Raw genomic sequence first — 24,621 nt, 5'->3', positions numbered from 1 at the left:
GGCTCAGTAAAGCACCATCTGCGTACAGCGGAACAGCGCGATGGTCTTGCCGTCCGGGCCGCTCACGGTGGCGTCCCAGACCTGGGTGCTGCGCCCGAGGTGCACGCCCGTCGCCACGGCCGAAATCGTGCCTTCGCGCGCGGTGCCGAGATGATTGCTCTTGATCTCGATGGTCGTGAAGTTCTTCGCGTTGGGCGGCAGGTGCGCAAGGCAGGCGTAGCCGCAGGCCGTATCGGCAAGGCCGATGACGGTGGCGGCGTGCAGGAAGCCATTGGGGGCGAGCAGGTCGCTGCGCACGTCGAGTTCGGCGCGAAGCAGGCCTTGCTCGAGGACTAGCGGGCGGAAGCCCAGCAAATCGGGCAGGCGGCCGCGCTGTCGTTCGAGCAGGGATTCGATCGTGATGTCGTGGCGTAGCGTGCTCATGGTTGGTCAGTCTCCTTGATTTGATATGAACAATGCGGGTGCGCGCACGTGGAGGACTTCGGCGGCGCGCAATTTGCCGATAATATCGGACGGTTGATTCGGGGCGCTGGCTCGTCTGCAAGTCGCCTCGCAAGGTATCGAACAACGCACCAGGCAAAAATCACGGCAATCCGGCTGGCCATGTGCCAGCCATCCTGACGGGAGCATTCATGACGGTAATCGTGGTGGCGAATCCCAAGGGCGGCGTGGGAAAGAGCACGCTGTCCACCAATCTGGCTGGCTACTTCGCAGCGCAAGGCGAGTGGGTGGCGCTCGCGGACCTCGACCGGCAGCAGTCCTCGCACGCCTGGCTCGATCTGCGGGCCGCGACGCTGCCGGCCATCGAAAGCTGGCGAGTCGATCTGGACAACCCGGCGAAGCCGCCCAAGGGACTCGAGCACGCAGTCATCGACACGCCCGCTGGCCTGCACGGCAACCGGCTCGGGGCGATCATCGAGCTGGCGGACAAGGTGATCGTGCCGCTGCAGCCTTCGATGTTCGACATTCTCGCCACCCAGGACTTCCTGAACCGCCTCGCCAAGGAAAAGGCCGTGCGCAAGGGCGCGATCCAGGTGGGCGTGGTGGGCATGCGGGTGGATGCGCGCACGCGCTCGGCCGAGCAGTTGCAGCGCTTCGTGGAGGGCCTTGAACTGCCGGTGCTCGGCTATCTGCGCGACACGCAGAACTACGTGCAGCTCGCCGCGCACGGCCTCACGCTGTGGGACGTCGCGAAGAGCCGGGTCGAGAAGGACCTCGACCAGTGGCAGTCGATTCTCGGCTGGGTCGACGGCAAGTAAGCGCGCAGGTACGGCGGGGCGGGGCCCGATAAGCCGCGCCGGCCAGACTCGCGTTTTAGCTCCAGCTTTGCGTGGGCACGTGGTCGCGGCTGCCCTTGATGCGGTTGTTCTCGTCCACGAACACGAGGTCCGGCTTCCAGCCGGCCTTGAGCTCTTCCTCTTCCACGTTCGCGAAGGCCGCGATGATCACGAGGTCGCCCAGTTGCGCGCGGCGCGCGGCCGAGCCGTTCAGCGAGATCATGCCGCTGCCGCGCTCGCCCTTGATCGCGTAGGTCGTGAAGCGCTCGCCATTGTTGATGTTCCAGATGTCGATGCGCTCGTTTTCGACGATGTTCGCCGCTTCGAGCAGGTTTTCGTCGATGGCGCACGAGCCTTCGTAGTGCAGCTCGCAGTGCGTGACCGCGACGCGGTGGATCTTCGACTTGAGCATATGGCGTTGCATGGAGGGTCTCCTCAGGCGAGCGGGCGCGCGGCACGCTGCGGGTAAGCGGAATCTGGGGTGAATCGGGTGAAAGCGGGACGGCGCAGCCGCCCGCGGCCGTCAGATCTCGAGATTGTCGATCAGGCGCGTCGCGCCGAGCTTGGCGGCAGCCAGCACGACGAGCGGCGAATCCCCGTCGCCCGCTACGCCGGGGGCCGGCGGCAGCAGGTTCGCGCGCTGGCGGATCGCAATGTAGTCGGGCTTCCAGCCTCGCGCGGCGAGCGTCGCCATGGCGTCGAGTTCGAGCTGCTGGAAGTCGCGGCGGCCCGACAGCACCGACTCGCGGATCGCGCGCAGCACGCCCGCCAGTTGCGGCGCCTCGGCGCGCTCGGCTTCGCTCAGGTAGCGGTTGCGCGAGCTGAGCGCGAGGCCGTCGGCGTCGCGCACCGTTTCGGCGGCGATCACTTCGGTGGGCAGCGCGAACTGGTTGCACATCGCGCGCACGATCATGAGCTGCTGGTAGTCCTTCTTGCCGAACACCGCCACGCGCGGCTGCACGCACGACATCAGCTTCATGACGACCGTGCACACGCCCTCGAAGAAGCCGGGGCGGAATTCGCCTTCCAGAATGTCGCCCAGGTCGTGCGGCGGGCGCACACGGTATTCCTGCGGCTGCGGATACATGTCGCGCTCGGTGGGCGCGAACAGCACGTAGACGTTTTCCTTCTGCAGCTTCTCGATGTCGTCCTGAAGCGTGCGCGGATACTTGTCGAAGTCCTCGTTCGGGCCGAACTGCAGCCGGTTGACGAAGATGCTAGCCACGACCGGGTCGCCGTGCTGGCGCGCGAGGCGCATCAGCGAGAGATGGCCTTCGTGCAGGTTGCCCATGGTCGGCACGAACGCGGTGCGGTTTTGGCCGCGCATCTGGTCGCGCAATTCCTGAATCGAGCTAATGACTTTCATGATCGGATGCTTTATGCCTCGCGCGGGGCAAGACTTGGGTTGCACGGCCGCAAGCCAGAGACCCGGTCGAAGGGTCGCGAGCGGACGTCGCGCGCCCGGTCCGCGCGAGTCGCGCGGCAAGTGTTTCGTGTGCCCCGTATATGGGACGAGACCGGGCAGGCGCGGGCGATTGTAGTGGATTTGTGAATGCGGCGCACCCGCCTCGGGTAGGGGGTTATCCTGGCGTTCCGCTGTGCGGCCCGGCAGAGGGTCCTGCACGATGCGGTCCTATTTATTGACTCGCCGCGCGGGCCCGGCAAGGATCAGGCGGGCAAATACGCGAGCCGCACGTAAATCGGCGCGAACGGCTCGGGCTGGGTGATCTCGATGAGCGATTCGCGCGAAAGCTCCAGCATCGCGATGAAGTTCACGATCACGACGGGCACGCCCCGCGTGGTGTCGAAAAGCTCGGAAAACTCCATGAAGCGCTCGCCCTGGAGCCGGCGCAGGATGATGCTCATGTGCTCGCGCACCGAAAGCTCCTCGCGCGAGATCTTGTGATGCTGGACGAGCTTCGCGCGCTTGATGACGTCGGCCCACGCGGCTCGCAGGTCGTTGCTGTCCACATCGGGAAAGCGCGGCGTGATGCTCTGTTCGATAAAGACCTCGGCGCGCAGGAAATCGCGGCCGAGCTGCGGCAACTGGTCCAGGCGCTGGGAGGCGAGCTTCATCTGCTCGTATTCGAGCAGGCGGCGCACGAGTTCGGCGCGCGGATCCTCGGCTTCCTCGCCGGTATCGGCCTTCTTCACAGGCAGCAGCATGCGCGACTTGATCTCGATGAGCATGGCCGCCATCAGCAGATATTCGGCCGCGAGTTCGAGGTTGGTCTTGCGCAGTTGCTCGACATAGCCGAGGTACTGGGCCGTGACATCCGCCATCGGGATGTCCAGGACGTTGAAGTTCTGCTTGCGGATGAGGTACAGCAGCAGGTCGAGCGGGCCTTCGAAGGTCTCGAGGAAGACTTCGAGCGCGTCCGGCGGGATGTAGAGGTCCTGCGGGAGCTTGAAGAGCGGCTCGCCGTAAAGGCGCGCGAACGCGACGCCGTCGACCGTGTCGGGCGTCGAGTCGGTGGCGGGCGTGGTCAGCGCCTCACCGGGCGTTTGCCCGGGAGCGTGGCCCGCGTGACTGGCCGCGTGCTCGCCCGCTGGCGGCGCGCCGGCCCCGTCGGCCTCGGCCATCAGAAGTTCTGGTAGTAGACGTAAGACGTTTGCTTCACGCGCGAAGCCTGCTGGCGCTCGCGCTCGTCGAGGTCGATCGGCTGCTTGTCCCACAGGAGCGCGCGGCCCTTGCGTTGCTGTTCTTCGAGCTGCGGCTTTTGCTGCTTGAGCTGGTTGATGAACTGCGTGATGTCCGACTGATACATGGCTGACGTCCGTCCAGTAAGGCGGGGCGCCTGATTGCGCCGCGCCGCTAATTCTGTCGGCGGCAATTTTACCGCAAGCCAACGCCGCGGAACATCCGCCCGGGCGCAGCGCGCGTTAGCCATCCCTCGGGCCGCCCCGCGCGCCATGCATCGGGCTGCGCCGGCGTTGTGGCACGCTTTGCGCCTCCTCCTGGGGTTTTGACGCGCCGATGTGGTGAAATAACGCGTTTGCGCCCGTTGCCGCTTCCCGTGCCCTGCGCGCGAGCGGCGCAACTGGTGGCAACCAGTTCTACGACGGCCGGAGGTGGCGTTTGGCGGGATGGGTGATCGAAGCATTGTGCGCACGGCGGCGCCCCTCGCGGGCGGCGCGGCCACGGCTCGCCGCGTGCCTGATCATGTGCCTCGCCGTGTTCTCCGCCGTGGCGACGCCCGCCCGGGCCGACATCCTGACCACCCTCCTGCCGTGGATGCGCCCGCGCACCTACTACGACGTCGATATCCAGGCCACCCCGCGCGACCTGCGCAAGCTGCTCGAGACGCACCTCGACATTGCGCGCTTTGCCACGCGCGCCGACGTGAACGAGGACCAGTTCGAGTTCCTCGTGACCGCGACGCCGCAGCAGGTGCGCGACCTCGCCTCGACGGCGGGCTATTTCACGCCGGTCGTGCGCACCGACGTGCGTATGTTCGACGGCAGGCGGCACGTGCGGGTGAGCGTCGACCCGGGGCCGCGCACGACGATTTCGTCGGTGAAGCTGGTTTTTCGCGGCCCGGTGCTCACGGAAGACCCGGCGCAGGAGAACACCGCGCGCTTCGCGTTCTCGTTGCACGACGGCGACGCCTTCACGCAGTCGGGTTGGGACGACGCCAAGTACGCTTCGCTCAAGGCACTGCAGGCGCGCCGCTACCTCGGCGCCAAGATCGTGTATTCGGAGGCGCGAGTCGATCCGCTCAGGCATGACGCGCAACTTTCCGTAACGTTCGACAGCGGGCCGACCTTCACGCTGGGCAAGCTCGATGTTTCGGGCCCGCGGCGGTATCCGGGCTACATCATCGACAACGTGAATCCGCTTTCGCCGGGCGAAATCTACGACCTGAACCGCGTGGCCGAACTGCAGCGCCAGGTGCAGAACACGCCGTACTACGCGAGTGTGGCGATCGACGTCGACGCCAACACGCAAAAGCCGCTCGATACGCCCGTGCACGTGAAGGTGAGCGAGTTCCCGTACAACAACTTCCGCGGCGGCGTGGGTTATTCGACCGACACCGGCGCACACGTCCAGGGCTCCTACACCTACCTGAACACGTTCGGGGCGGCGTGGCCGTTCCAGGTGCAGGGGCGGCTCGACCAGATCCAGAAGTTCGGTCAGGTCCAGCTGTCGATGCCGCCCGGCCCGCGCGCCTGGACCAACAGCCTCGTCGCTTCCTACACGACGACCGACGTCTCGGACACGAACATCTATAGCGCGCGCGTAGGAGTGCAGCGCACGCGCACCTCGCAGAACATCGACTACGCGTACGCGCTGATGTTCTACGACGACCGCCTCACGCAGAACGTGGGGCCGTCCTCGCGGGCCCATGCGCTCGTGCCGACCTGGGGCTGGACGCGCCGCAACGTCGACGACCCGCTCTTTCCGCGCTCGGGCAACATCATTCGCATGGAGGCGGGCCTCGCGCTCAAGAACGTAGGCACCGAGCAAAGCTTCTTGCGCGCCTACATGCGCGGCCAGCAATACCTGCCGATCGGCCACAGCGACATCATGGTGTTCCGCGCGGAGCTGGGCGGCGTGTTTACGAGCGGCCCGTCGAGCGGCATCCCCGCGTCGCTGCTGTTCCGCGCGGGCGGTTCGAACTCGGTGCGCGGCTACTCGTTCCAGAGCATCGGTAACGACCAGTCGGGCTCGATCCTGCCGACCAAGTATCTCGTCACCGGGTCAGCCGAGTACCAGCACTGGTTCAGCCACGACTGGGGCGGCGCGGTGTTCTTCGACGTCGGCACCGCCACCGACACCTGGGGCGAAAAGGAGTTCGATCCGGGCGCGGGTATCGGCGCGCGCTGGCGCAGCCCCGTCGGGCCGGTCAACCTCGATCTCGCCTATGGTTTTCGCACTCACAGCGTGCGGCCTTATCTGACACTCGGGATCGCCTTCTGATGATGACGCGCTCGCTGCTCCGCTTCGCAACGCCTCCTGCGCCGCACGGCGAGGGGGGCGCATGAGCGCGCGTCGTCTCTCTGCAGTGGCATGGCTGCCGGCCGCGTTCGCGGTGCCGCCGGGGGAGTCTGGCCGCAGCCCGGACGATGAAGCGCACGGTGGACGCGGCGGCCATGGTGGTGGCGGCGAAGGTGGTGCTAGCGGAGACGGCGGCGCGCCGCCGCCGCGCCGTGGCCCACGGCTCTGGAAGGCGCTTGCCTGGGCGATCGTCGTGCCGGTGCTGCTCGTCGGGCTCGTCGCCGGCTTGCTCTATGGCGTGCTGACCACCGAGCGCGGCACGGCCTACGCGTGGCGCGCGGCGGTCAAGCTGCTCGACGGCAAGCTCGCGGGCAGGCTCGAAGGCGGCACGCTCGCGAGCGGCGTGCGCTTTTCCAACGTGAGTTGGCGCGGCACGGACGGCACCACGCTCAAGGTCGACCGCATTGGCGGCCAATGGGAACTGCAGGGTTTCGGCCAGAAACCCTGGCGCTTCGTGGTGGACTATCTGCATGCTGGCGACATCGAGATGCGCATCGTGCCGTCGCACGAGCCTTCCTCGCCCATGAAGCTGCCGGAAAACCTGCAACTGCCGCTCGGGCTCGAAATCCGTGACCTGCAGGTGGACAAGCTCACGGTGCACGAAGGCACCTCGACCAACGAGTTCTCGCGGTTCCAGTTCCACGGACGCAGCGACGGCCGCCATCACGAGGCCGCTATCGAGCGTCTCGACACGCCCTTTGGCGCAGTGAGCGCGGAGGCGAAGCTCGATGGCGTGCGGCCGTTCGCGCTCACGGGCGACCTGGGCTACTCCGGCAAGGTGAACGGCGAAGACGTGCGGGTCAGCGCAAACCTCGCCGGCTCGCTCGAGGCGCTCACGGCCGAAATCGAGGCAAGCGGCATGAAGCTCACCGGCCGCGCGCATGTGGAGGCCGCGCCGTTCGCTTCCGTGCCTCTGCAGCGCGCCACGCTCGCGTTCGATCATGTCAATCCGCAGGCGTTCGCGCCGGGCGCGCCGTTCGCCGATCTCGCGGTGCGTGCGCAGTTGCAGCCGGTGCCTGGCGGCGCAGCGGGCGTGCCGGCGGCGCTCGCGGCGGCGGCTTCGGGGGCAGCGGCGGTGTCGGAAGTGACGCCGGCTTCCGTGCCGGCGTTGGCATCGGCGCCTGCGGGCGGCGCGAAGCCCGATGCCGCGGCTGCCTCCGCAGCATCGGCCGCGGCCGCCGCGGCTCGCGCGCGCAGCAATGCGGCTGGCTTCACCGTGGCGGGCGCGGTCTCGATCGTCAACGCGAAGCCGGGCGCCATCGACGAAAAGCTGCTGCCGCTCATCGACGCCCACGCCGACGTCGTGCTCGATGCGAAGACGCAGCGCATCCCGAAGCTCGCCGTGCGTCTCGTGAAGAACGCGACGATCACCGGCGGCGGCACGATCAGCGGGCGCGACGGACGCTTCGACCTGAAGGTGGCCGGGCTCGACCTCAACGCGATCCAGTCGAGCGTGCGCGCCACGCAATTCGCGGGGCCGGTCGGCGTGCGGCTGAACGGCGACGTGCAGAGCGTCACGCTCGATCTTGCCGATCCCAGGGCGGCGCTGCGCGTGCAGGGCAAGATCACGCAGGACCCCGCGCGCCTGTCGCTCAACGACGTGCGACTGACTTCGGGTGCGGGGCGCATCGACCTGTCGGGCGCGCTCAAACACGACGCCAGCTCCACGTATCAACTCAAGGCGGTGCTGACCAATTTCGATCCGCTGTCGCTCACGTCGCAAACACCGGCGCGCACGGCCGCGAAGTCGCCAGGGCCGGCCGCCCGGCCGCGGCCCGCGCCCCAACCCGCCGCCGACGCGCTCAACCCGAAACGCAATCTCGCGCTCAATCCGGCGCTGAACCCGTCGCTCAATCCCGCTCAATCGGGCGAGCAGGCCGCCGAACAACAGCGCGTGGAGAACGCGAAACAGACCGGGCAGGGCCGGGCGGCCGAGCCCGAAGCAAAGCCGCGACCTGCCACGCGTCCCGCAGGCCGGCGCATCGAGGCGCGCGTGAACGGCACGCTCAATGCGAGCGGCACGCTCGCGCCCACCTTCACGACGCGGGCCGAGTTCAAGCTCGGCCCGAGCGTCTACGACGACCTGCCGCTCACGGGCCAGGGCCTCGTCCAGCTGGCGGGCGCGCGTATTCTGCCAAGCCGCGCGAACCTCTCGATTGCGGGCAATACCGTGGATCTGCAAGGCAGCTTCGGCGCGCGTGGCGACCGCCTGCGCTTTCGCGTGGACGCGCCGCAGCTCGACCGGCTCGGCTTTGGCATAGCGGGCCAGCTCGCGGCGAACGGCGACGTGACCGGCACGTTCGCGCATCCCGACGTTTCGCTCGACTACAAGGCCGACCACGTGGTGTTCGGCGATAACCGCGTCGGCCATGCCGAGGGCCGGGCGCTCGCGCGCGACGGCGCGAACGGCGCGCTCGCCTTCAGCACCGACGCGAGCGACATTGCGGTGGCGGGCGTCGATATCACGACGCTCACCGCGCGCCTTGACGGTACGCGCGCGAAGCACACGCTCGCCGCGAGCGCGAAGGGCAAGGTGCAGGGCCAGCCGATCGACTTCGTGGTGGCGGCGAACGGCGGCCTCCAGGACACGCGCGAAGGCACGCGCTGGAACGGCGCGGTTACGCAACTCGAGAACCGCGGCGTGCCCGGTGTGAAACTGCAGTCGCCGCTGACGGTGAGCGCGGGCCCCGGCAAGGTGACGCTTGGCGCGACGCGTATTACGGGGGAAGGCGCGTCGCTCGACCTGAAATCGTTCGATCTCGACCATGGCCGCATCCGCTCGGCGGGCACGCTGACCAACGTGTCGCTTGCGCGCATCATGCAAATCCGTCAGCAGTTCACGGGCGTGCCGTCCACGCTCAGGACCGACCTGATCTTCGACGGTGACTGGGACTTCTCCGTCGGCCCGACGGCCACCGGCTATGTGCAGATCAAGCGCCGCTCGGGCGACGTCACGACCGAGGTTGGCCGCGGCTTTGCGTCGCTCGGCGTGGGCGACCTCAACGTGCGCGCAGCCTTCAGCGGCGGCAACCGCCTCGCGCTCACGGCGCATGCGCAGGCGAGCCGCGTGGGCATACTCGACATCGATGCCTACACCACGCTCGTGCCGCGCGACGGCATCCTCACCGTCGCGGACGAGGCGCCGATCGGCGGCACCGTCAATGCGAACGTGCCGTCGCTCAGGACCACGGGCGGCATGCTAGGCCCGACTTACCTGCTCGATGGCCATCTCGCGCTGCAACTCGCGCTCGGCGGCACCGTCGGGAAGCCGAATCTCACGGGCTCGCTGGTCGGCGACGGCATCTCGGCCACCATGGTCGATCAGGGCGTGGAGTTGAAGGACGGCGTGATCCGCATCGCGCTCTCGCATAACCTCGTCGACTTCCAGCAGGTGGAGTTCCACGGCGCGACGAGCGGCACGCTGCGCGCCAAGGGCCAGGTGCGCCTTGACAACGCCGAGCCCGATCTCACCGCGAGCATCGTCGCGGACAAGCTCGAGCTTTTCGCTTCGCCCGACCGCAAGCTGTCGCTTTCCGGCAGCGCGAGCATCGCCAACGGCGGGCATCTGGGCGGCATGCAAATCGACGGCAAGTTCACTGTCGATCACGCGCTCTTCGACATGCCCGAGTTACCTGCACCTTCGCTCGGCGACGACGTCGTGATCGTGCGCCCCGACGGCACGACGGTAGGCGGCAGGCCGCCCATCGAAGAAACGGCGTCGACCCGGCCCGCGCCGCGCTTCGCGCCGCGCGCAAACGTCGACATCGATCTTGGTCACGACTTCCGCTTCCGCGGGCAGGGCGCGGATCTGGGCCTGGCGGGCATGATCTCGGTCAATAGCGCGCCGGACGTACCGCTGCGCGCGGTCGGCAACGTGCGCGTGACCGAAGGCTCCACGTACACGGCGTTCGGCACCAAGCTCAATATCGAAAACGGCTTCTTCACGTTCAACGGGCCGGTGGGCAATCCGGGCATCAATATTCTCGCCATGCGGCGCAACCAGCAGGTCGAGGCGGGCGTGCAGGTCACCGGCACCGTGCAGGCGCCGGCGGTGCGTCTCGTTTCCGAGCCCAACGTGCCCGATAACGAAAAGCTCTCCTGGCTGCTGTTCGGGCACGGCACCGACCAGGGCAACAACCTCGGCCAGCAGAGCGCGATGACGACGGCGCTCGCCCTGCTCGGCAGCGCGCAAGGCAAGCGCATTGCGCAGAGCATCGGCCTCGACGAATTTTCCATCGGGCGCAGCGAGGTGGGCCTGACCGACACCGAGGTCGTGATGATCGCGAAGGCCATCAACCAGCGTCTCGTGATCGGCTACGAACAGGGCCTGCAGTCGGCGTCGAACGCGGTGAAGGCGACGATCAACCTCTCGCGTTACTGGTCGCTGGTGGTGTACGGCGGCACCTTCAACGGCGCCGATATTCTCTATACGCGGCGTTTCGATCGGCTTCGCCGCTAGAGAATCAGAATGCGCTTGCAGGTATGAATGCAGGTAGCGCGGGGCCACTTTCCTCGAAAAGCAAGGCGCAAAAAATGCCCCTCGCAAGGGGCGTTTCGCACGACATCAGCGAGAGGGCTTTACCTGACCCGCATGCCCGGCTTCGCACCGCTATGCGGTTCGAGAATGTACAGACCCGGTTCGGCCTTCTCGTCGGCGGCTGAGGCCGCGAGCACCATGCCTTCGGACATGCCGAACTTCATCTTGCGCGGTGCGAGGTTCGCAACCATCACCGTCAGTTTGCCCTTGAGGTCTTCCGGCTTGTAGGCCGAACGGATACCCGAGAACACGTTGCGCGTTTTTTCCTCGCCCACGTCGAGCGTGAGTTGCAGCAGCTTGTCCGAACCTTCGACGATGTTGCAGTCGACGATCAGCGCCACGCGCAAGTCGATCTTCGCGAAGTCGTCGATGGAGATGACTTCCGGCGTTTCATCGGCGGCAGGTTTCTTCGCTTCCTTCGCGGCCTTCGACTTCTTGTTTGCATCCGCAGTCGCGGCGGCGGGCGCTTCGGTCGCCTGCAGCGAATCGCGGTTGGCGGCGAGCAGCGCTTCGATCTGCTTCGGATCGACGCGCGTCATCAGGTGCTTGTACGCGTTGATCGGCTGTTGCGACGAGAGCGCCTTGCCTGCATCGGCCCACGTGAGCGGCTCGATGGCGAGGAACTGCTCCACGCCTTCAGCGAGTTGCGGCAGCACCGGCTTCAAGGCGAGCGAAAGCAGGCGGAACGCTTCGAGGCTCACGCTGCAGGTTTCGTGCAGCGCTACCGGGTTGGCCGGATCCTTGGCCTGTTCCCACGGCTTGGCCGTATCGACGTAACCGTTCACGGCGTCGGCAAGCTCCATCGTCTGGCGCAGCGCGCGGCTGTATTCGCGTGCTTCGTAGTGCGCAGCGATTTGCCCAATGGCGGTGCGCAGTTGCTCGAGCAACGGATGATGCATCGCGCTATCTTGCACGCGGCCTTCGAAGCGCTTGATCAGGAAGCCCGCTGCGCGGCTCGCGATGTTGATGTACTTGCCGACGAGGTCGCTGTTCACGCGCGCCTGGAAGTCTTCGAGGTTCAGGTCGAGGTCTTCCATCGTGCTGTTGAGCTTCGCGGCGAAGTAGTAGCGCAGCCACTCGGGGTTCAGGCCCGTGGTCACATAGCTTTCCGCCGTGATGAACGTGCCGCGCGACTTCGACATTTTCGCGCCGTCCACGGTCAGGAAGCCGTGCGCGAATACGTTGGTCGGCGTGCGGTGGCCCGAGAACTGCAGCATGGCCGGCCAGAACAGCGTATGGAAATACAGGATGTCCTTGCCGATGAAGTGGTACTGCTCCGTCTTCGAGCCGGCCTTCACCCATGCCTCGAAATCGATGCCGCGCTTCTCGCACAGGTTCTTGAAGCTCGCGTAGTAGCCGACCGGCGCGTCGAGCCACACGTAGAAGTACTTGCCGGGCGCACCCGGAATCTCAAAGCCGAAGTAGGGTGCGTCGCGCGAGATGTCCCAGTCGGCGAGCTTCGATTCGCCCGAGTCGCCCAGCCACTCGCGCATCTTGTTGGTCGCTTCCGGTTGAGCCAGGCCGCTCACCCAGCCGCGCAGGAAGTCTTCGCAGCGCGGGTCCGAGAGCCGGAAGAAGTGGTGCGTCGAGGTCTTGCGGATGGGTGTCGCGCCCGAGACCACCGAGTACGGATTCTTCAGGTCAGTCGGCGCGTAGGTCGAGCCGCACACTTCGCAGCTGTCGCCGTACTGATCCTTCGCGCCGCACTTCGGGCACTCGCCCTTGATGAAGCGGTCCGGCAGGAACATGTTCTTGACCGGATCGTAGGCCTGCTCGATGTCGCGCGTCTCGATGAAACCCGCTTCCTTGAGTGCCAGATACACCGACTCGGACAGCACGCGGTTCTCTTCGGAGTCCGTTGAGTAATAGTTGTCGAACGACACGCCGAAGCTGTCGAAGTCGCGCTTGTGCTCCTGCCACACGCGCGCGATCAGCTGCTGCGGTGTGAGGCCTTCCTTCTCCGCGCGCAGCATGACGGGCGTGCCGTGCGTGTCGTCGGCACCGACGTAGTAGACCTCGTGGCCATGCATTCGCAGCGCGCGAACCCAGATGTCCGTCTGGATGTACTCGACCAGGTGGCCGATGTGGATCTGACCGTTGGCGTACGGCAGAGCAGACGTAACGAGAATCTGGCGGCGGCCGCTTTGATTGGCATGCGCGCCGGCTGCAGCGAGGTCGGTGGCGGGTGCTGACATAAGTGAGGGGAAGTCCGATGTTGCGGGGGGAAAGGGCGATTTTAGCAGGGCGGCCGCACCACCGTTCGGCGGGCAGGTGGACGCTCGTATGCGAAATGCCTGGAGGGAGCGCGGGCTGCGCAAGCAACAGTCATGCTGCGTCGCACAAATCGCGGCCAAAAAAAACCGGGGCAAGAATGGCCCCGGAGCAACAACGACAAGAGGAGAATGGTGACGCGGCGGCACTGCCGCACACGTACCGTAAACAGAGACAGCACGCTTTCCCGAGAGTTCGAAAATTTTTTCGATTCTCTTCCAGCGCGTGGAAGCGGGGGTCGGATGGCCGTCCAGCAAGGATTTCGGAGCGCGTCTTTCGGCCCGCTCGAAATGCAAACGGGGCAGCATGACTGCCGCCCCGCTGATGTGTCGCTCTTTTGCGGCGCAGTCGCTGGCAACTGCATTCCGGCGACTGCGCCTGGCCGGCTTAGCCGCCCTGGTGCTGCGACGTCGCGCGCAGGTACATTTCCACGCGGCGGTTAGCAGCGCGGCCCGCTTCGGTGTTGTTGTCGGCGATCGGTTGCGTATCGCCGCGTCCGTCTGCCGACATGCGCTGCATCTGAATGCCGCGAGACGCGAGGTAGTTCACGACGCTCTGGGCGCGGTTGACCGACAGCGTCTGGTTGTACGCGGCGGAGCCCGTGTTATCCGTATGGCCGACCACCTGCGCAACCACTTCCGGGTTCTGCTGGAGCGTCTGCGCGACCTGGTCGAGCACCGGGGCGAACGACGGCTTGATCGCGTAGCTGCTGGTGTCGAACGTCACATTGCTCGGGATGTCGAGCTTGAGCGAGCCGTCCGGCTGCTCGGTGATCTTCGTGCCGGTGCCCTTGGTGGCGCCCGAGAGCTTGTTGTGGATGTTCTGCCAGTTGTAGCCGGTGATGCCGCCGACCAGTGCGCCCGCGCCTGCGCCGATTGCCGCGCCCTTGCCGCCGCCGAAGATGGCGCCGATCGCCGCGCCCGTGCCTGCGCCGACACCCGTGCCGACAGCCGTGTTGGTGCCCTGCTGCGTCGCGCAGCCGGCGACGAGCGCCCCGGCAACGGCGAAGACGGACAGGCGAGTCAGGATTCTTGTGTTCATTTGCTTTCCTTTCTTGAGTGGAACGGACGCTGCCCGCGGTGTTCGCGGCCCCGCATGCGAACAGGGTCTTCGAACGGTGCGCGGCGGCAGCTACTACAATGACGCCTTAAGGTTTGCGCCGCCAGGCGGAAAGCCGCTGGGTCGCGGCTTTGAGACCACCTGGTCCGCACACAAAATCGATGCTGCCGCGAAGCGTGCCCTGTCGGGCAAATTTGCGCAATGCAGCTTAACAATTTCTTTCGATTTCCGGCGCGTAGGCGATCAGTCCTCACTCGGATAGACGCTAACGCAGACCGGCATTCTCCCCACGGAGTTTCAATGAGCATAGATCGGGCTTTGGTCGACGCCGCGCTCGCGGCCTTGACGGATCCGAACACGGGCCATCCCTATACGGTGGCCAAGGGCGTGCGCAACGTCACCGTCGAAGGCGACACGGTGTGCGTCGAGATCGTGCTCGGCTATCCGGCGAAGAGCCAGTTCGACGCCGTGCGCGCGCAGGTCGAGGCGGCGTTCGCCGCCGTGCCGGGCGTGAAAGCGAGTCGCGTCGCGGTTAGAAGCGAGATTGCCGCGCATACGGTGCAACGCGGCGTGAAGCTGCTGCCCAACGTGAAGAATATCGTCGCCGTGGCCTCGGGCAAGGGCGGCGTGGGCAAGAGCACGACCGCCGTGAATCTCGCGCTCGCGCTGGCGGCCGAAGGCGCTTCGGTCGGCGTGCTCGACGCGGACATCTACGGCCCTTCGCTCCCGATGATGCTCGGCATCGAGGGCCGCCCCGAGTCGCCCGATGGCCAGTCGATGAATCCGCTCGAAGGTCACGGCGTGCAGGCCAACTCGATCGGTTTTCTGATCGAGCAGGACAACCCGATGGTCTGGCGCGGTCCGATGGCGACTTCCGCGCTCGAGCAGTTGCTGCGTCAGACGAACTGGCGCGAACTCGACTATCTCGTGGTCGACATGCCGCCGGGCACCGGCGACATCCAGCTCACGCTCTCGCAGCGCGTGCCTGTGACGGGTGCCGTGATCGTCACGACGCCGCAGGACATCGCGCTGCTCGACGCAAAGAAGGGCCTCAAGATGTTCGAGAAAGTGGGTATTCCGATTCTCGGCATCGTCGAGAACATGGCCGTGCACATCTGCTCGAACTGCGGCCACGCCGAGCATATTTTCGGCTCGGGCGGCGGCGAGCGCATGGCGAAGGAATACGGCGTCGAAGTGCTCGGCAGTCTGCCGCTCGACATCGCCATTCGCGAGCAGGCCGATTCGGGCAACCCCACCGTGGCGGCCGCGCCGCAGGGGCCGGTGGCGGAAATCTATCGCGCCATTGCACGCCGCGTGGCGATCCAGATCGCCGAGCGCGCCCGCGACATGACCTCGAAGTTCCCGACCATCGTCGTGCAGAACACCTGAGGTCCGTTGCGGACCGCGGCGCTTGTGCGGCGCCCCGCGTATGGGGACAGATAGGCGCGCGGCGCGCCGCGTGCGCGGTATCATGTGGGCTTCATCGGGTCCGGTATGGCGGCAGCAACGGGGCTGCCGCCGCCCGGCAAGAGGATCGCATGGAAAAAGGACACGACAGGCAAGCGGGGAATGCGCACGTCGTTCGGATGATCGCCCTCGTCGCGCTGTGCGGCTGCGCGCTGCTTGCGGGCTGCACGAGCTTCATGGGGCAGCAGGACAAGCGCGCGGTCGCACAGTTGCAGCCCACCGTCGGCAGCCAGGTGCGCGGCACGGTCTCGTTCGTCGAACACTCGGACGGCGTGCAGGTGAGCTACAACCTCGCAGGCCTGCAGCCCGACAGCGACCACGCATTGCAGGTGCACGAGCGCGGCGACTGCAACGCCACCGACGCCTCGAGCGCCGGCGCCGTGTTCGCGCCCGCCGCGGAGCGCCTGAAGCCCGGCGCACGCGTGGAAGGCGACCTCGGCAATATCCATGCGGATTCGAATGGCGTGGCGACGGGCTTTATCGTCGCACCCGACGTCTCGCTCGACGGCGTGCGCTCCGTGCTGCAACGCGCGGTGATCGTGCATCGGGACGCCATCGACCCCTATGCGTACCCGCAGCGCGGCACGGGCCCGGCGCTCGCCTGCGGGCTGATCCGCGCCCAGTGAGTGTGGCGTTTGCGCTGGCGCGAAACGCAGTTCCAGGCATGCCGATCCACATCGCGTAAAATAGGCGCCTTTCGCACGCGGCGCGCGCCCGGTGGGTCCGTCCGCATGCTTTCCCGACCCGATTTCTCGTTAAGTAGCGAACATGGCAATCAAGTCTGACAAGTGGATCCGGCGCATGGCCGAAGCGCAGAAGATGATCGAGCCGTTCGTGCGCGATCAGGTCCGTATGTCGGAAGACGGCCGCAAGATCGTGAGCTACGGCACCTCGAGCTACGGCTACGACATCCGCTGCGCTGACGAATTCAAGATCTTCACGAATATCAACTCGACCATCGTCGATCCGAAGAACTTCGACGAAAAGTCGTTCGTGGACTTCAAGGGCGACGTCTGCATCATCCCGCCCAATTCGTTCGCGCTCGCGCGCACGGTCGAGTATTTCCGCATTCCGCGCAACGTCCTGACCGTGTGTCTGGGCAAGTCCACCTATGCGCGCTGCGGGATCATCGTGAACGTCACGCCGTTCGAGCCTGAGTGGGAAGGGTACGTCACGCTCGAATTCTCAAATACGACACCTTTGCCTGCGAAAATCTACGCGAACGAGGGGGTGGCTCAAGTGCTGTTCTTCGAAAGCGATGAGATCTGCGAGGTCTCTTACGCGGATCGCGGCGGCAAGTATCAAGGCCAGCATGGCGTCACCCTGCCGAAGACCTGACGCACACAACCACCGGACACAACGACATACGGGGACCGCTGCGCGTCATAAGCAGCGGTCGTTTCTTTTGGAGAATCGCGCATGAAGTTTCGTTTTCCCGTCGTCATCATCGACGAAGACTTTCGCTCCGAGAACATCTCGGGTTCCGGCATCCGCGCGCTCGCCGAAGCCATCGAGAAAGAGGGCGCGGAAGTCCTCGGGCTGACGAGCTACGGCGACCTCACGTCGTTCGCGCAGCAGTCGAGCCGCGCCGCGTGCTTCATCCTCTCGATCGACGACGACGAGCTGCTGCCCTACGTGGAAGGCTCGGACGGCGAAGCGCCGGAGCACGCACCCGCGATCGTCGCGCTGCGCGCGTTCATGGAAGCGGTGCGCAAGCGCAACGCCGACATCCCCATCTTCCTGTACGGCGAAACGCGCACCTCGCGCCATCTGCCCAACGACATCCTGCGTGAACTGCACGGCTTCATCCACATGTTCGAGGACACGCCGGAGTTCGTCGCGCGCCACGTGATTCGTGAAGCGCGCGTGTATCTCGACGCGCTTTCGCCGCCGTTCTTCAAGGAACTCGTCAAGTACGCCGACGAAGGTTCGTACTCCTGGCACTGCCCGGGGCACTCGGGCGGCGTCGCATTCCTGAAGAATCCGCTCGGCCAGATGTTCCACCAGTTCTTCGGCGAGAACATGCTGCGCGCCGACGTCTGCAATGCGGTCGAGGAACTCGGCCAGCTGCTCGATCACACCGGCCCGGTCGCGGCCTCGGAGCGCAACGCGGCGCGCATTTTCAGCGCGGACCACGTGTTCTTCGTGACCAACGGCACGTCCACGTCGAACAAGATCGTCTGGCACGCAACGGTAGCGCCGGGCGACATCGTGCTGGTGGACCGCAACTGCCACAAGTCGATCCTGCACGCGATCACGATGACGGGCGCGATTCCTGTGTTCCTCACGCCCACGCGCAACAATTTCGGCATCATCGGCCCGATTCCGCGCGACGAGTTCAAGCCGGAAAACATCCGCAAGAAGATCGAGGCGAATCCGTTCGCCCGCGAAGTGCTCGCGAAGAACCCGAACGCCAAGCCGCGCATTCTCACGATCACGCAGAGCACGTACGACGGCGTGGTCTACAACGTCGAGATGATCAAGGATCTGCTCGGCGACATGCTCGACACGCTGCACTTCGACGAAGCCTGGCTGCCGCACGCCGAATTCCACGAGTTCTACCAGGACATGCACGCGATCGGCGCGGGCCGTCCGCGCACCAAGGCACTGGTGTTCGCGACGCACTCCACGCACAAGCTGCTCGCCGGCATCTCGCAGGCCTCGCAGATCGTCGTGCAGGACTCGGAAGACAGCGCGTTCGACCGCCACCGCTTCAACGAGGCGTATCTGATGCACACGTCGACGTCGCCGCAGTACGCGATCATCGCGTCGTGCGACGTGGCCGCCGCGATGATGGAAGCGCCGGGCGGCCCGGCACTGGTGGAAGAGTCGATCGCCGAAGCGCTCGACTTCCGCCGCGCCATGCGCAAGGTGGACGCCGAATACGGCGACGACTGGTTCTTCCAGGTCTGGGGGCCGGACGAGCTGGCCGAAGAAGGCATCGGTTCGCGCGAAGACTGGATGCTGCGCCCGAACGATCACTGGCACGGCTTCGGCGCGCTGGCGGAAGGCTTCAACATGCTGGACCCGATCAAGGCGACCATCGTCACGCCGGGTCTGGACGTGGACGGCGAATTCGGCGAGACCGGCATTCCGGCCGCGATCGTGACGAAGTACCTGGCCGAGCACGGCATCATCGTCGAGAAGACGGGTCTGTACTCGTTCTTCATCATGTTCACGATCGGCATCACGAAGGGCCGCTGGAACTCGATGGTGACCGAGCTCCAGCAGTTCAAGGACGACTACGACAACAACCAGCCGCTGTGGCGTGTGCTGCCCGAATTCGTCGCGCAGCATCCGATGTACGAGCGCGTGGGCCTGCGCGACCTGTGCCAGCAAATCCACAGCGTCTACCGCGCCAACGACATCGCGCGCCTCACGACCGAGATGTACCTCTCGAGCATGGAGCCTGCGATGAAGCCTTCGGATGCATTCGCGAAGCTCGCGCACCGCGAGATCGACCGCGTGCCGGTCGACGAACTCGAAGGCCGCGTCACGTCGATCCTGCTCACGCCGTACCCGCCGGGCATTCCGCTGCTGATTCCGGGCGAGCGCTTCAACAGGACGATCGTGAATTATCTGAAGTTCGCGCGCGAGTTCAACGAGCGCTTCCCGGGCTTCCACACCGACATCCACGGGCTCGTGGGCGAGACCATCAACGGCCGCATCGAGTATTTCGTGGATTGCGTGCGCGCCTGAACGCGCAAGGGAGGGGAATGGTGGGTGGTTCATCGGCGCGGCTAGCGCGTTACTTTGCTGCGATGGTCTCGACGCTGTCGGTGATTTCGGCCGCCACGGTGCTGTTCGCTGTGGCGCCGGCGGCGCGCGCCGAGGTCGCGGCGGCCGATCCGATCGACACGGCCATGCGCGCCTGTCTCGCGCGCGCGGACCGGTCGTCGACGGCCGGGCAGATCCAGTGCATGGACGACGCGCGCACGGCCTGGCGCACGGCCGCCGACACCGCGCTCACGCAACTGCTCGCGAAGTTACCGGCCGCGCAGCAAAAGCGCTGGCAACTGAGCCAGCAGAAGTGGGTGGCCTGGCGCGACGCCGAGGACACCATGCTCGGCGCCGCGTTCGCGACCACGAGCGGCAGCACTTACCAGCTCTACGAGGCGGACATGCGCCTGCAGCCGGTGCGCGAGCGCGCGCTCGCGCTGCGCAACCAGGCGGCCATGTACAACGGCGACACGCCGAAGGCACGCGCCTGCAGCGCCGACGCGCGCTGCGAGCACGTGAGCTACGACCTCAATCGCTACTACCGTCAGCTCTATGCGCGGATGCCCAAGCACGCGCGTCCTCCGGTTGCTCGCGCCCAAAGCGATTGGCGCGCGTATCGCGACGCGACCACGCCGCTCATCGACGAGCATGCGCGGCTCGATCTGCTAGGCGGGCGCCTCGCGACTTTGAAACGCCTCGCCGAAACGGTGAACAACCACTGAGGCTGCGCCTTCAGTCGATGATGAACTGCTCCGGCGCGCGCGCGGGCAGCACAGTAGGCTCGCCCATCAGGTCGTGCAACGCGACCTCGATGCCGGCCGACATCAGGTTGAGCGCGAGGTCGTTGTCTTCGGTGCCGAACGGGTCTTCGAGCTGCGAGGCGATCGCCTCGTGGGCCATGAACGCGTAGGCCACGAACACGGCGAAGATCGGCGTCAGACCGCCGATGCTATCGACGAGGCCGAACGGCAGCATCGCGCAGAAGAAGTACACGGTGCGATGAATCATCACCGTATAGGCGAACGGCAGCGGCGTGGAGACGATGCGCTCGCACCCGCCGATCACATCCGAAATGCCATTGAGATTGTGCTCGAACGCGAGCACCGCGTAGCCGTCGAGGCGGCCTTCGCGCGTCTCGCGCCGGACCCATTCCGCGGCGCACAGCAGGAGCGTGGCCGGGCGGTAGCGCGACGCCAGCACGCGCTCGAACAGCGCGGGCGGCAGGCGCGATTCGAGATCGGCGCGCGGGTCGGTGTTGCGCAATTGATGGCGCAGCGCATGCGGCAGCGCAGCGAGCAGACTCATCAGCTCACGGGCCCGTTCGCGCGTTGCGGCTTCGTCGCCGCTGCGCGGGAGCGTCAGCGCTTGCCGTACCAGTGAGCGCGTCTCATTGAGCATTTGCCCCCAGAGCTTGCGGCCTTCCCAGTAGCGGTCGTAGCTCGCGCTGTTGCGAAAGCCAAGAAACACCGCGAGCGCGATGCCGATCAGCGAGAACGGCACCGTGCTCAGGTTGACCGTGAGCTTGAGGATGTGATCGTGCGCGGCCACTGCGATGATCGAGAGGACCAGCACGATGGAAAGGCGCGGCAGAAGTTGCGGCAGCACGGAGCCGCGCCACGCGAGCAGCATGCGGAACCAGTGGAGATGAGGGCGGACGATCATTGGGGCAGGGGGTGGGGGCGAAGACAAAACCTGACGGAGCAAGTCGTCAGTATGGCGCGGGATCGTAGGCCATGGCGCGCGACCGCCGGGCGCACACTTCCGACATTTTGCTGCGGGCACAGCGCGCTGTCATGTGTGTCCTCATGCGCATTGTCACCTTGTGCGCCGGCCAGAAACAAACCGGGCGCGCGACGTTGTCCGTCGCGCGCCCGGTTGGCCTTTGAGTGCGGGCGTTCTCCGCCCGCTACGCCGCGCTTACTTGAGCGCTGCGCGCGCCGCCGCGATGGCCGCACGCACCTGCTCGGGCGCGGTGCCGCCCGCATGGTTGCGCGCCGAGACCGAGCCTTCGAGCGTCAGCACTTCGAACACGTCTTCGGCCAGCAGATGCGAAACAGCGGGCAACTCGCGGCGCATCTCGTCGAGCGTGAGGTCGGCGAGATCGCAGTTTCGGTCCACGCAGATACGCACCGCGTGCGCCACGGCTTCGTGCGCGTCGCGGAACGGCAGGCCCTTCTTGACGAGGTAGTCGGCCAGATCCGTGGCCGTGGAGAAGCCTTGCAGCGCAGCCGCGCGCATCGCCTGCTCCTTGACCGTGATGCCCGCGACCATTTCCGCGAAGATACGCAGCGTGTCCGCCACGGTATCGACGGTGTCGAACAGCGGCTCCTTGTCTTCCTGGTTGTCCTTGTTGTAGGCGAGCGGCTGGCCTTTCATGAGCGTGAGGAGCGCCATGAGATGGCCGTTCACGCGACCGGTCTTGCCGCGCGCGAGTTCAGGCACGTCCGGGTTCTTCTTCTGCGGCATGATCGACGAGCCCGTGCAGAAGCGATCGGCCAGATCGATGAAACCTACGCGGGGGCTCATCCACAGCACCAGCTCTTCCGAGAAGCGCGAGACGTGCGTCATGACGAGCGCAGCCGCCGCCGTGAATTCGATTGCGAAGTCGCGATCGGAAACGGCGTCGAGCGAGTTTGCGCAGATGCCGTCGAAGCCCAGCGTCTTCGCCACGGCGAAGCGGTCTACGGAAAAGCTCGTGCCCGCGAGCGCCGCCGCGCCGAGCGGCAGACGGTTCACGCGCTTGCGGCAGTCCACCATGCGCTCGGCGTCGCGCGAGAACATTTCCACGTAGGCGAGCAGGTGATGGCCGAAGGTGACCGGTTGCGCCACTTGCAGGTGCGTGAAGCCGGGCATGATCGTGCCCGAGTGCTGTTCAGCCAGGTCGAGCAGCGCGCCGCGCAGGTCGCCGAGCAGGCCGCCGATGCGGTCGATCTCGCCGCGCAGCCACAGGCGGATATCGGTCGCGACCTGGTCGTTGCGCGAGCGGCCCGTGTGCAGGCGCTTGCCAGCGTCGCCGATCAGGGCGGTCAGGCGCGCTTCGATGTTCAGGTGCACGTCTTCGAGGTCGAGCAGCCACTCGAATTCGCCGCGCTCGATCTCGCCCTTGATCTTCGCCATGCCGCCCTGGATGGCGGCGAGGTCGTCAGCCGAGATGATCTTCTGCGCGGCCAGCATCGACGCGTGCGCGAGCGAGCCCTCGATATCGACGAGCGCGAGGCGCTTGTCGAAGAAGACCGACGACGTGTAGCGCTTGACCAGCTCCGACATGGGTTCGGAGAAGCGAGCCGACCAGGCTTCGCCTTTTTTGTGCAGTTGGGACGTCATGGTGATGGGGCGTGAACGAGCAAGCGGTGAGAAGGCGTACCGCGCGCCGCATTGCGCCGCGCACGGCGGGAAAGATCACGATTTTAGCATCGGCGGTCCGCCGCAACGCCGCCAGGCGGCCCGTGCCGCTCAGAGCCGCACCAGCACCACGAGCTTGAGATCTTCGCGGTGCGCGGGCTTGAAGGTGATCTGGTCGTAGGCGATGCGGCCGTGGCGCGGGTGGTTGAACTCGCGCCGGCCGCCCTCGCGCTCGAACACGTCCTGCGAGGCCCAGAAGCGCGCGAACTCGTCGCTCGCGGCGATCAGCGAGTCGATCAGCGCCCGCGTGGGCGCGTCGTTCAGGTGGCGGATGGAGTCGGCGCGGAACTCGGCGGCAAGGCGCCGCGCGCGCGTGTCCCAGTCGACGATCAGCTCGCGCCCGAGCGGCCCCGTGAACGTGAAGCGCAGCAGGTTGCGGTCGTGCTCGCCGTCGAGCCAGCCCGTGAAGAGATCCGCCGCATGCGCGTTCCAGGCGAGCGCGGTCCACTGGCGGTCAAGCACGTAGGCGGGGGCGTCCACGAGCTTCACCGTTTGCAGCAGCGTGGCGGGCGCGTCCGCGGCGGTGGCCGGGTCGGGCTCGGCGGGGTCGCGCTGCGCGGCCAGTTCGAACAGATAGGCGCGCTCGGCGCGCGAGAGCCGCAGCGCGACGGCGATGCGCGCGAGCGCGTCCGCCGAAGCGGAAACGGGGCGGCCCTGCTCGATCCACGTGTACCAGGTCGGGCTCACGCCGCACAACTGCGCGACTTCCTCGCGGCGCAGACCCGGCGTGCGGCGGCGCGGGCCCGGCGGCAGGCCGACCTCCGCTGGCGAAAGACGCTCGCGATGGGCGCGGATGAATTCGCCCAGCGCTCGGGCGGGTGTCGCGTCGAGGGTTTTGCCGGCGGAGGCGGGCGATCCCGAGGATGGCGTGTCGAGGCTCATTTGGCGTGGGGCTGGTGGCGGCGATACCAGAATAATCGCTTAACTTGTACTGGTACAAAACGGCCTCTATTGTAGCGTCTGACGCGGCGACGGGCCGCCACGTCAGCCAGCCCGGAGATTGCAGAACCCGCGGCGCGCAGCGCTCGTCGCTTCGCGCCCCACATAACGCACCGCATAAAAACCCGCAAAAGGAGCATGCGATGAAGCATCACGATCAGGTCGCCGACGCGTTCGGCTCGACCGCCGCCGCCTACCTCACGAGCCAGGTCCACGCAAGCGGCGCGGATCTGGAGAACCTCGCCGCGACCTTCGCGGCCACCTGCGGCAATGCGACGGTGCTGGACGTGGGCTGCGGCGCGGGCCACGCGAGCTTCGCCGTGGCGCCGCACGTGCGCGAAGTCGTGGCCTGCGACATCGCCCCGCAGATGCTCGCCACGGTCGAAGCCGCCGCGAAGGAGCGTGGCTTGACGACGGTGCGCACGCAGCAGGGCGCGGCGGAAACGCTGCCGTTCGCCGACGCGAGCTTCAACTGGGCCGTGAGCCGCATGAGCGCGCACCACTGGCGCGACGTGCCGCGTGCGCTTGCCGAGGTGCACCGCGTGCTCAAGCCGGGCGGCCGGCTGAAGTTCATCGACATCGCGGGCATCGACGATGCGCTTTACGACACGCATATTCAGGCGATCGAACTGTTGCGCGACGCGTCGCACATTCGCGACTACCGCGCCGACGAGTGGCTCGCGATGCTCGACGCCGCCGGTTTCGACGCGAAAGTGAGCGAGCGCTGGCGCATCGCGCTTGACTTCGATTCGTGGGTGACGCGCATGCGTACCCCACCGGAGCGCGTGACGGCGATCCGCTCGATGTGGGAGCGCGCGCCTGATGAAGTGCGGCAATACTTCGATGTGCAGAGCGATTTGTCGTTCAAGCTCGACGCACTGATGATCGAGGCGACGCGGCGCGATTGAAGCGAGCGTTAGGCAACAAAAAAACGGCGTCGTGACCGCGAG

At 66.4% G+C, this 24,621-nt stretch carries 19 protein-coding genes; 9 read left to right on the top strand and 10 right to left on the bottom strand.

Annotated elements, in window-relative coordinates:
- Positions 1-3: 3 nt before the first annotated feature.
- On the bottom strand, positions 4-423 hold the full coding sequence (locus M3I54_RS18145) for a PaaI family thioesterase (RefSeq protein ID WP_254338253.1): 420 nt from the start codon (positions 421-423) through the stop codon (positions 4-6).
- A gap of 209 nt (positions 424-632) precedes the next feature.
- Here M3I54_RS18145 and M3I54_RS18140 point away from each other — a divergent pair, with 209 nt between their 5' ends.
- Positions 633-1,259 carry a ParA family protein gene (locus tag M3I54_RS18140; RefSeq protein ID WP_254338251.1) on the top strand — a complete coding sequence of 209 codons (627 nt, stop codon included), beginning with the start codon at positions 633-635 and terminating at the stop codon, positions 1,257-1,259.
- Positions 1,260-1,314: 55 nt separating this feature from the next.
- Here M3I54_RS18140 and panD read toward each other — a convergent pair whose 3' ends face one another.
- The 4 genes from panD to M3I54_RS18120 form a co-directional block, all read right to left on the bottom strand.
- Positions 1,315-1,701 (bottom strand): aspartate 1-decarboxylase, encoded by a 387-nt coding sequence (gene panD / locus M3I54_RS18135; RefSeq protein ID WP_028207747.1) that lies wholly within the window; start codon positions 1,699-1,701, stop codon positions 1,315-1,317.
- A gap of 99 nt (positions 1,702-1,800) precedes the next feature.
- The gene (gene panC / locus M3I54_RS18130; RefSeq protein ID WP_254338249.1) at positions 1,801-2,643 is read right to left on the bottom strand and encodes a pantoate--beta-alanine ligase; all 843 of its coding nucleotides are present in this window, start codon (positions 2,641-2,643) and stop codon (positions 1,801-1,803) included.
- A gap of 302 nt (positions 2,644-2,945) precedes the next feature.
- Positions 2,946-3,860, bottom strand: coding sequence for a ScpA family protein (locus tag M3I54_RS18125; protein WP_254338247.1), 915 nt, complete (start codon positions 3,858-3,860; stop codon positions 2,946-2,948).
- Positions 3,860-4,045 (bottom strand): DUF3460 family protein, encoded by a 186-nt coding sequence (locus tag M3I54_RS18120; protein WP_069265440.1) that lies wholly within the window; start codon positions 4,043-4,045, stop codon positions 3,860-3,862. Before M3I54_RS18120 ends, M3I54_RS18125 begins: the two co-directional genes overlap by 1 nt.
- A 395-nt stretch (positions 4,046-4,440) precedes the next feature.
- Here M3I54_RS18120 and M3I54_RS18115 point away from each other — a divergent pair, with 395 nt between their 5' ends.
- Together M3I54_RS18115 and M3I54_RS18110 are read left to right on the top strand one after the other, a co-directional pair.
- Positions 4,441-6,198 (top strand): autotransporter assembly complex family protein, encoded by a 1,758-nt coding sequence (locus M3I54_RS18115; RefSeq protein ID WP_375542163.1) that lies wholly within the window; start codon positions 4,441-4,443, stop codon positions 6,196-6,198.
- A 61-nt stretch (positions 6,199-6,259) separates the two neighbouring features.
- Positions 6,260-10,735, top strand: coding sequence for a translocation/assembly module TamB domain-containing protein (locus tag M3I54_RS18110; protein ID WP_254338244.1), 4,476 nt, complete (start codon positions 6,260-6,262; stop codon positions 10,733-10,735).
- A gap of 119 nt (positions 10,736-10,854) precedes the next feature.
- On the opposite strand, the gene metG is transcribed toward M3I54_RS18110, so the two are convergent.
- Together metG and M3I54_RS18100 are read right to left on the bottom strand one after the other, a co-directional pair.
- Positions 10,855-13,008 (bottom strand): methionine--tRNA ligase, encoded by a 2,154-nt coding sequence (gene metG, locus M3I54_RS18105; protein WP_254338242.1) that lies wholly within the window; start codon positions 13,006-13,008, stop codon positions 10,855-10,857.
- A 463-nt stretch (positions 13,009-13,471) separates the two neighbouring features.
- Positions 13,472-14,125, bottom strand: a complete 654-nt coding sequence (locus M3I54_RS18100) for an OmpA family protein (protein ID WP_254338240.1) — start codon at positions 14,123-14,125, stop codon at positions 13,472-13,474.
- Between the two features lie 318 nt (positions 14,126-14,443).
- Between M3I54_RS18100 and apbC the strand changes: the two genes are divergently transcribed.
- From apbC to M3I54_RS18075, 5 genes are all read left to right on the top strand, one after another.
- Complete coding sequence (apbC, locus tag M3I54_RS18095) at positions 14,444-15,532, top strand: iron-sulfur cluster carrier protein ApbC (protein ID WP_254338238.1); 1,089 nt, start codon at positions 14,444-14,446, stop codon at positions 15,530-15,532.
- A 149-nt stretch (positions 15,533-15,681) separates the two neighbouring features.
- Entirely contained in the window at positions 15,682-16,236 is a 555-nt protein-coding gene (locus M3I54_RS18090; protein WP_302059012.1) for a superoxide dismutase family protein, read from the top strand.
- 142 nt (positions 16,237-16,378) lie between these two features.
- Positions 16,379-16,948, top strand: coding sequence for a dCTP deaminase (gene dcd / locus M3I54_RS18085; protein WP_254338236.1), 570 nt, complete (start codon positions 16,379-16,381; stop codon positions 16,946-16,948).
- Between the two features lie 81 nt (positions 16,949-17,029).
- The gene (locus tag M3I54_RS18080) at positions 17,030-19,309 is read left to right on the top strand and encodes an arginine/lysine/ornithine decarboxylase (RefSeq protein ID WP_254338234.1); all 2,280 of its coding nucleotides are present in this window, start codon (positions 17,030-17,032) and stop codon (positions 19,307-19,309) included.
- 17 nt (positions 19,310-19,326) lie between these two features.
- Positions 19,327-20,052, top strand: coding sequence for a lysozyme inhibitor LprI family protein (locus tag M3I54_RS18075; RefSeq protein WP_375542162.1), 726 nt, complete (start codon positions 19,327-19,329; stop codon positions 20,050-20,052).
- Positions 20,053-20,062: 10 nt separating this feature from the next.
- On the opposite strand, the gene M3I54_RS18070 is transcribed toward M3I54_RS18075, so the two are convergent.
- The 3 genes from M3I54_RS18070 to M3I54_RS18060 all read right to left on the bottom strand — a co-directional run bounded on the left by M3I54_RS18070 (position 20,063) and on the right by M3I54_RS18060 (position 23,614).
- The gene (locus tag M3I54_RS18070; RefSeq protein WP_254338232.1) at positions 20,063-20,992 is read right to left on the bottom strand and encodes a bestrophin family protein; all 930 of its coding nucleotides are present in this window, start codon (positions 20,990-20,992) and stop codon (positions 20,063-20,065) included.
- A gap of 255 nt (positions 20,993-21,247) precedes the next feature.
- Positions 21,248-22,654, bottom strand: coding sequence for an argininosuccinate lyase (gene argH, locus M3I54_RS18065; RefSeq protein WP_254338230.1), 1,407 nt, complete (start codon positions 22,652-22,654; stop codon positions 21,248-21,250).
- A 129-nt stretch (positions 22,655-22,783) separates the two neighbouring features.
- Positions 22,784-23,614, bottom strand: a complete 831-nt coding sequence (locus M3I54_RS18060; RefSeq protein WP_254338228.1) for a helix-turn-helix transcriptional regulator — start codon at positions 23,612-23,614, stop codon at positions 22,784-22,786.
- A gap of 200 nt (positions 23,615-23,814) precedes the next feature.
- Between M3I54_RS18060 and M3I54_RS18055 the strand changes: the two genes are divergently transcribed.
- Entirely contained in the window at positions 23,815-24,579 is a 765-nt protein-coding gene (locus M3I54_RS18055; protein ID WP_254338226.1) for a class I SAM-dependent methyltransferase, read from the top strand.
- The last annotated feature ends 42 nt before the right edge of the window (positions 24,580-24,621 follow it).

Origin of the sequence: Paraburkholderia sp. CNPSo 3274 (assembly GCF_024206475.1) — a bacterium.
In the GTDB taxonomy this organism is placed as follows: Bacteria; Pseudomonadota; Gammaproteobacteria; order Burkholderiales; family Burkholderiaceae; genus Paraburkholderia.
This window is presented reverse-complemented; position numbering and strand designations above follow the sequence as displayed.

Excerpts from the sequence above, each read along its gene's own strand:
- M3I54_RS18080 (WP_254338234.1), top strand. The coding sequence starts at position 17,030 with ATGAAGTTTCGTTTTCCCGTCGTCATCATCGACGAAGACTTTCGCTCC.
- panD (WP_028207747.1), bottom strand. The coding sequence starts at position 1,701 with ATGCAACGCCATATGCTCAAGTCGAAGATCCACCGCGTCGCGGTCACG.
- M3I54_RS18070 (WP_254338232.1), bottom strand. The coding sequence starts at position 20,992 with ATGATCGTCCGCCCTCATCTCCACTGGTTCCGCATGCTGCTCGCGTGG.
- M3I54_RS18090 (WP_302059012.1), top strand. The coding sequence starts at position 15,682 with ATGGAAAAAGGACACGACAGGCAAGCGGGGAATGCGCACGTCGTTCGG.
- M3I54_RS18075 (WP_375542162.1), top strand. The coding sequence starts at position 19,327 with ATGGTGGGTGGTTCATCGGCGCGGCTAGCGCGTTACTTTGCTGCGATG.
- panC (WP_254338249.1), bottom strand. The coding sequence starts at position 2,643 with ATGAAAGTCATTAGCTCGATTCAGGAATTGCGCGACCAGATGCGCGGC.
- M3I54_RS18125 (WP_254338247.1), bottom strand. The coding sequence starts at position 3,860 with ATGGCCGAGGCCGACGGGGCCGGCGCGCCGCCAGCGGGCGAGCACGCG.
- M3I54_RS18145 (WP_254338253.1), bottom strand. The coding sequence starts at position 423 with ATGAGCACGCTACGCCACGACATCACGATCGAATCCCTGCTCGAACGA.
- M3I54_RS18100 (WP_254338240.1), bottom strand. The coding sequence starts at position 14,125 with ATGAACACAAGAATCCTGACTCGCCTGTCCGTCTTCGCCGTTGCCGGG.
- M3I54_RS18115 (WP_375542163.1), top strand. The coding sequence starts at position 4,441 with ATGTGCCTCGCCGTGTTCTCCGCCGTGGCGACGCCCGCCCGGGCCGAC.
- metG (WP_254338242.1), bottom strand. The coding sequence starts at position 13,008 with ATGTCAGCACCCGCCACCGACCTCGCTGCAGCCGGCGCGCATGCCAAT.
- dcd (WP_254338236.1), top strand. The coding sequence starts at position 16,379 with ATGGCAATCAAGTCTGACAAGTGGATCCGGCGCATGGCCGAAGCGCAG.
- M3I54_RS18120 (WP_069265440.1), bottom strand. The coding sequence starts at position 4,045 with ATGTATCAGTCGGACATCACGCAGTTCATCAACCAGCTCAAGCAGCAA.
- M3I54_RS18055 (WP_254338226.1), top strand. The coding sequence starts at position 23,815 with ATGAAGCATCACGATCAGGTCGCCGACGCGTTCGGCTCGACCGCCGCC.
- M3I54_RS18060 (WP_254338228.1), bottom strand. The coding sequence starts at position 23,614 with ATGAGCCTCGACACGCCATCCTCGGGATCGCCCGCCTCCGCCGGCAAA.
- apbC (WP_254338238.1), top strand. The coding sequence starts at position 14,444 with ATGAGCATAGATCGGGCTTTGGTCGACGCCGCGCTCGCGGCCTTGACG.
- M3I54_RS18140 (WP_254338251.1), top strand. The coding sequence starts at position 633 with ATGACGGTAATCGTGGTGGCGAATCCCAAGGGCGGCGTGGGAAAGAGC.
- argH (WP_254338230.1), bottom strand. The coding sequence starts at position 22,654 with ATGACGTCCCAACTGCACAAAAAAGGCGAAGCCTGGTCGGCTCGCTTC.
- M3I54_RS18110 (WP_254338244.1), top strand. The coding sequence starts at position 6,260 with ATGAGCGCGCGTCGTCTCTCTGCAGTGGCATGGCTGCCGGCCGCGTTC.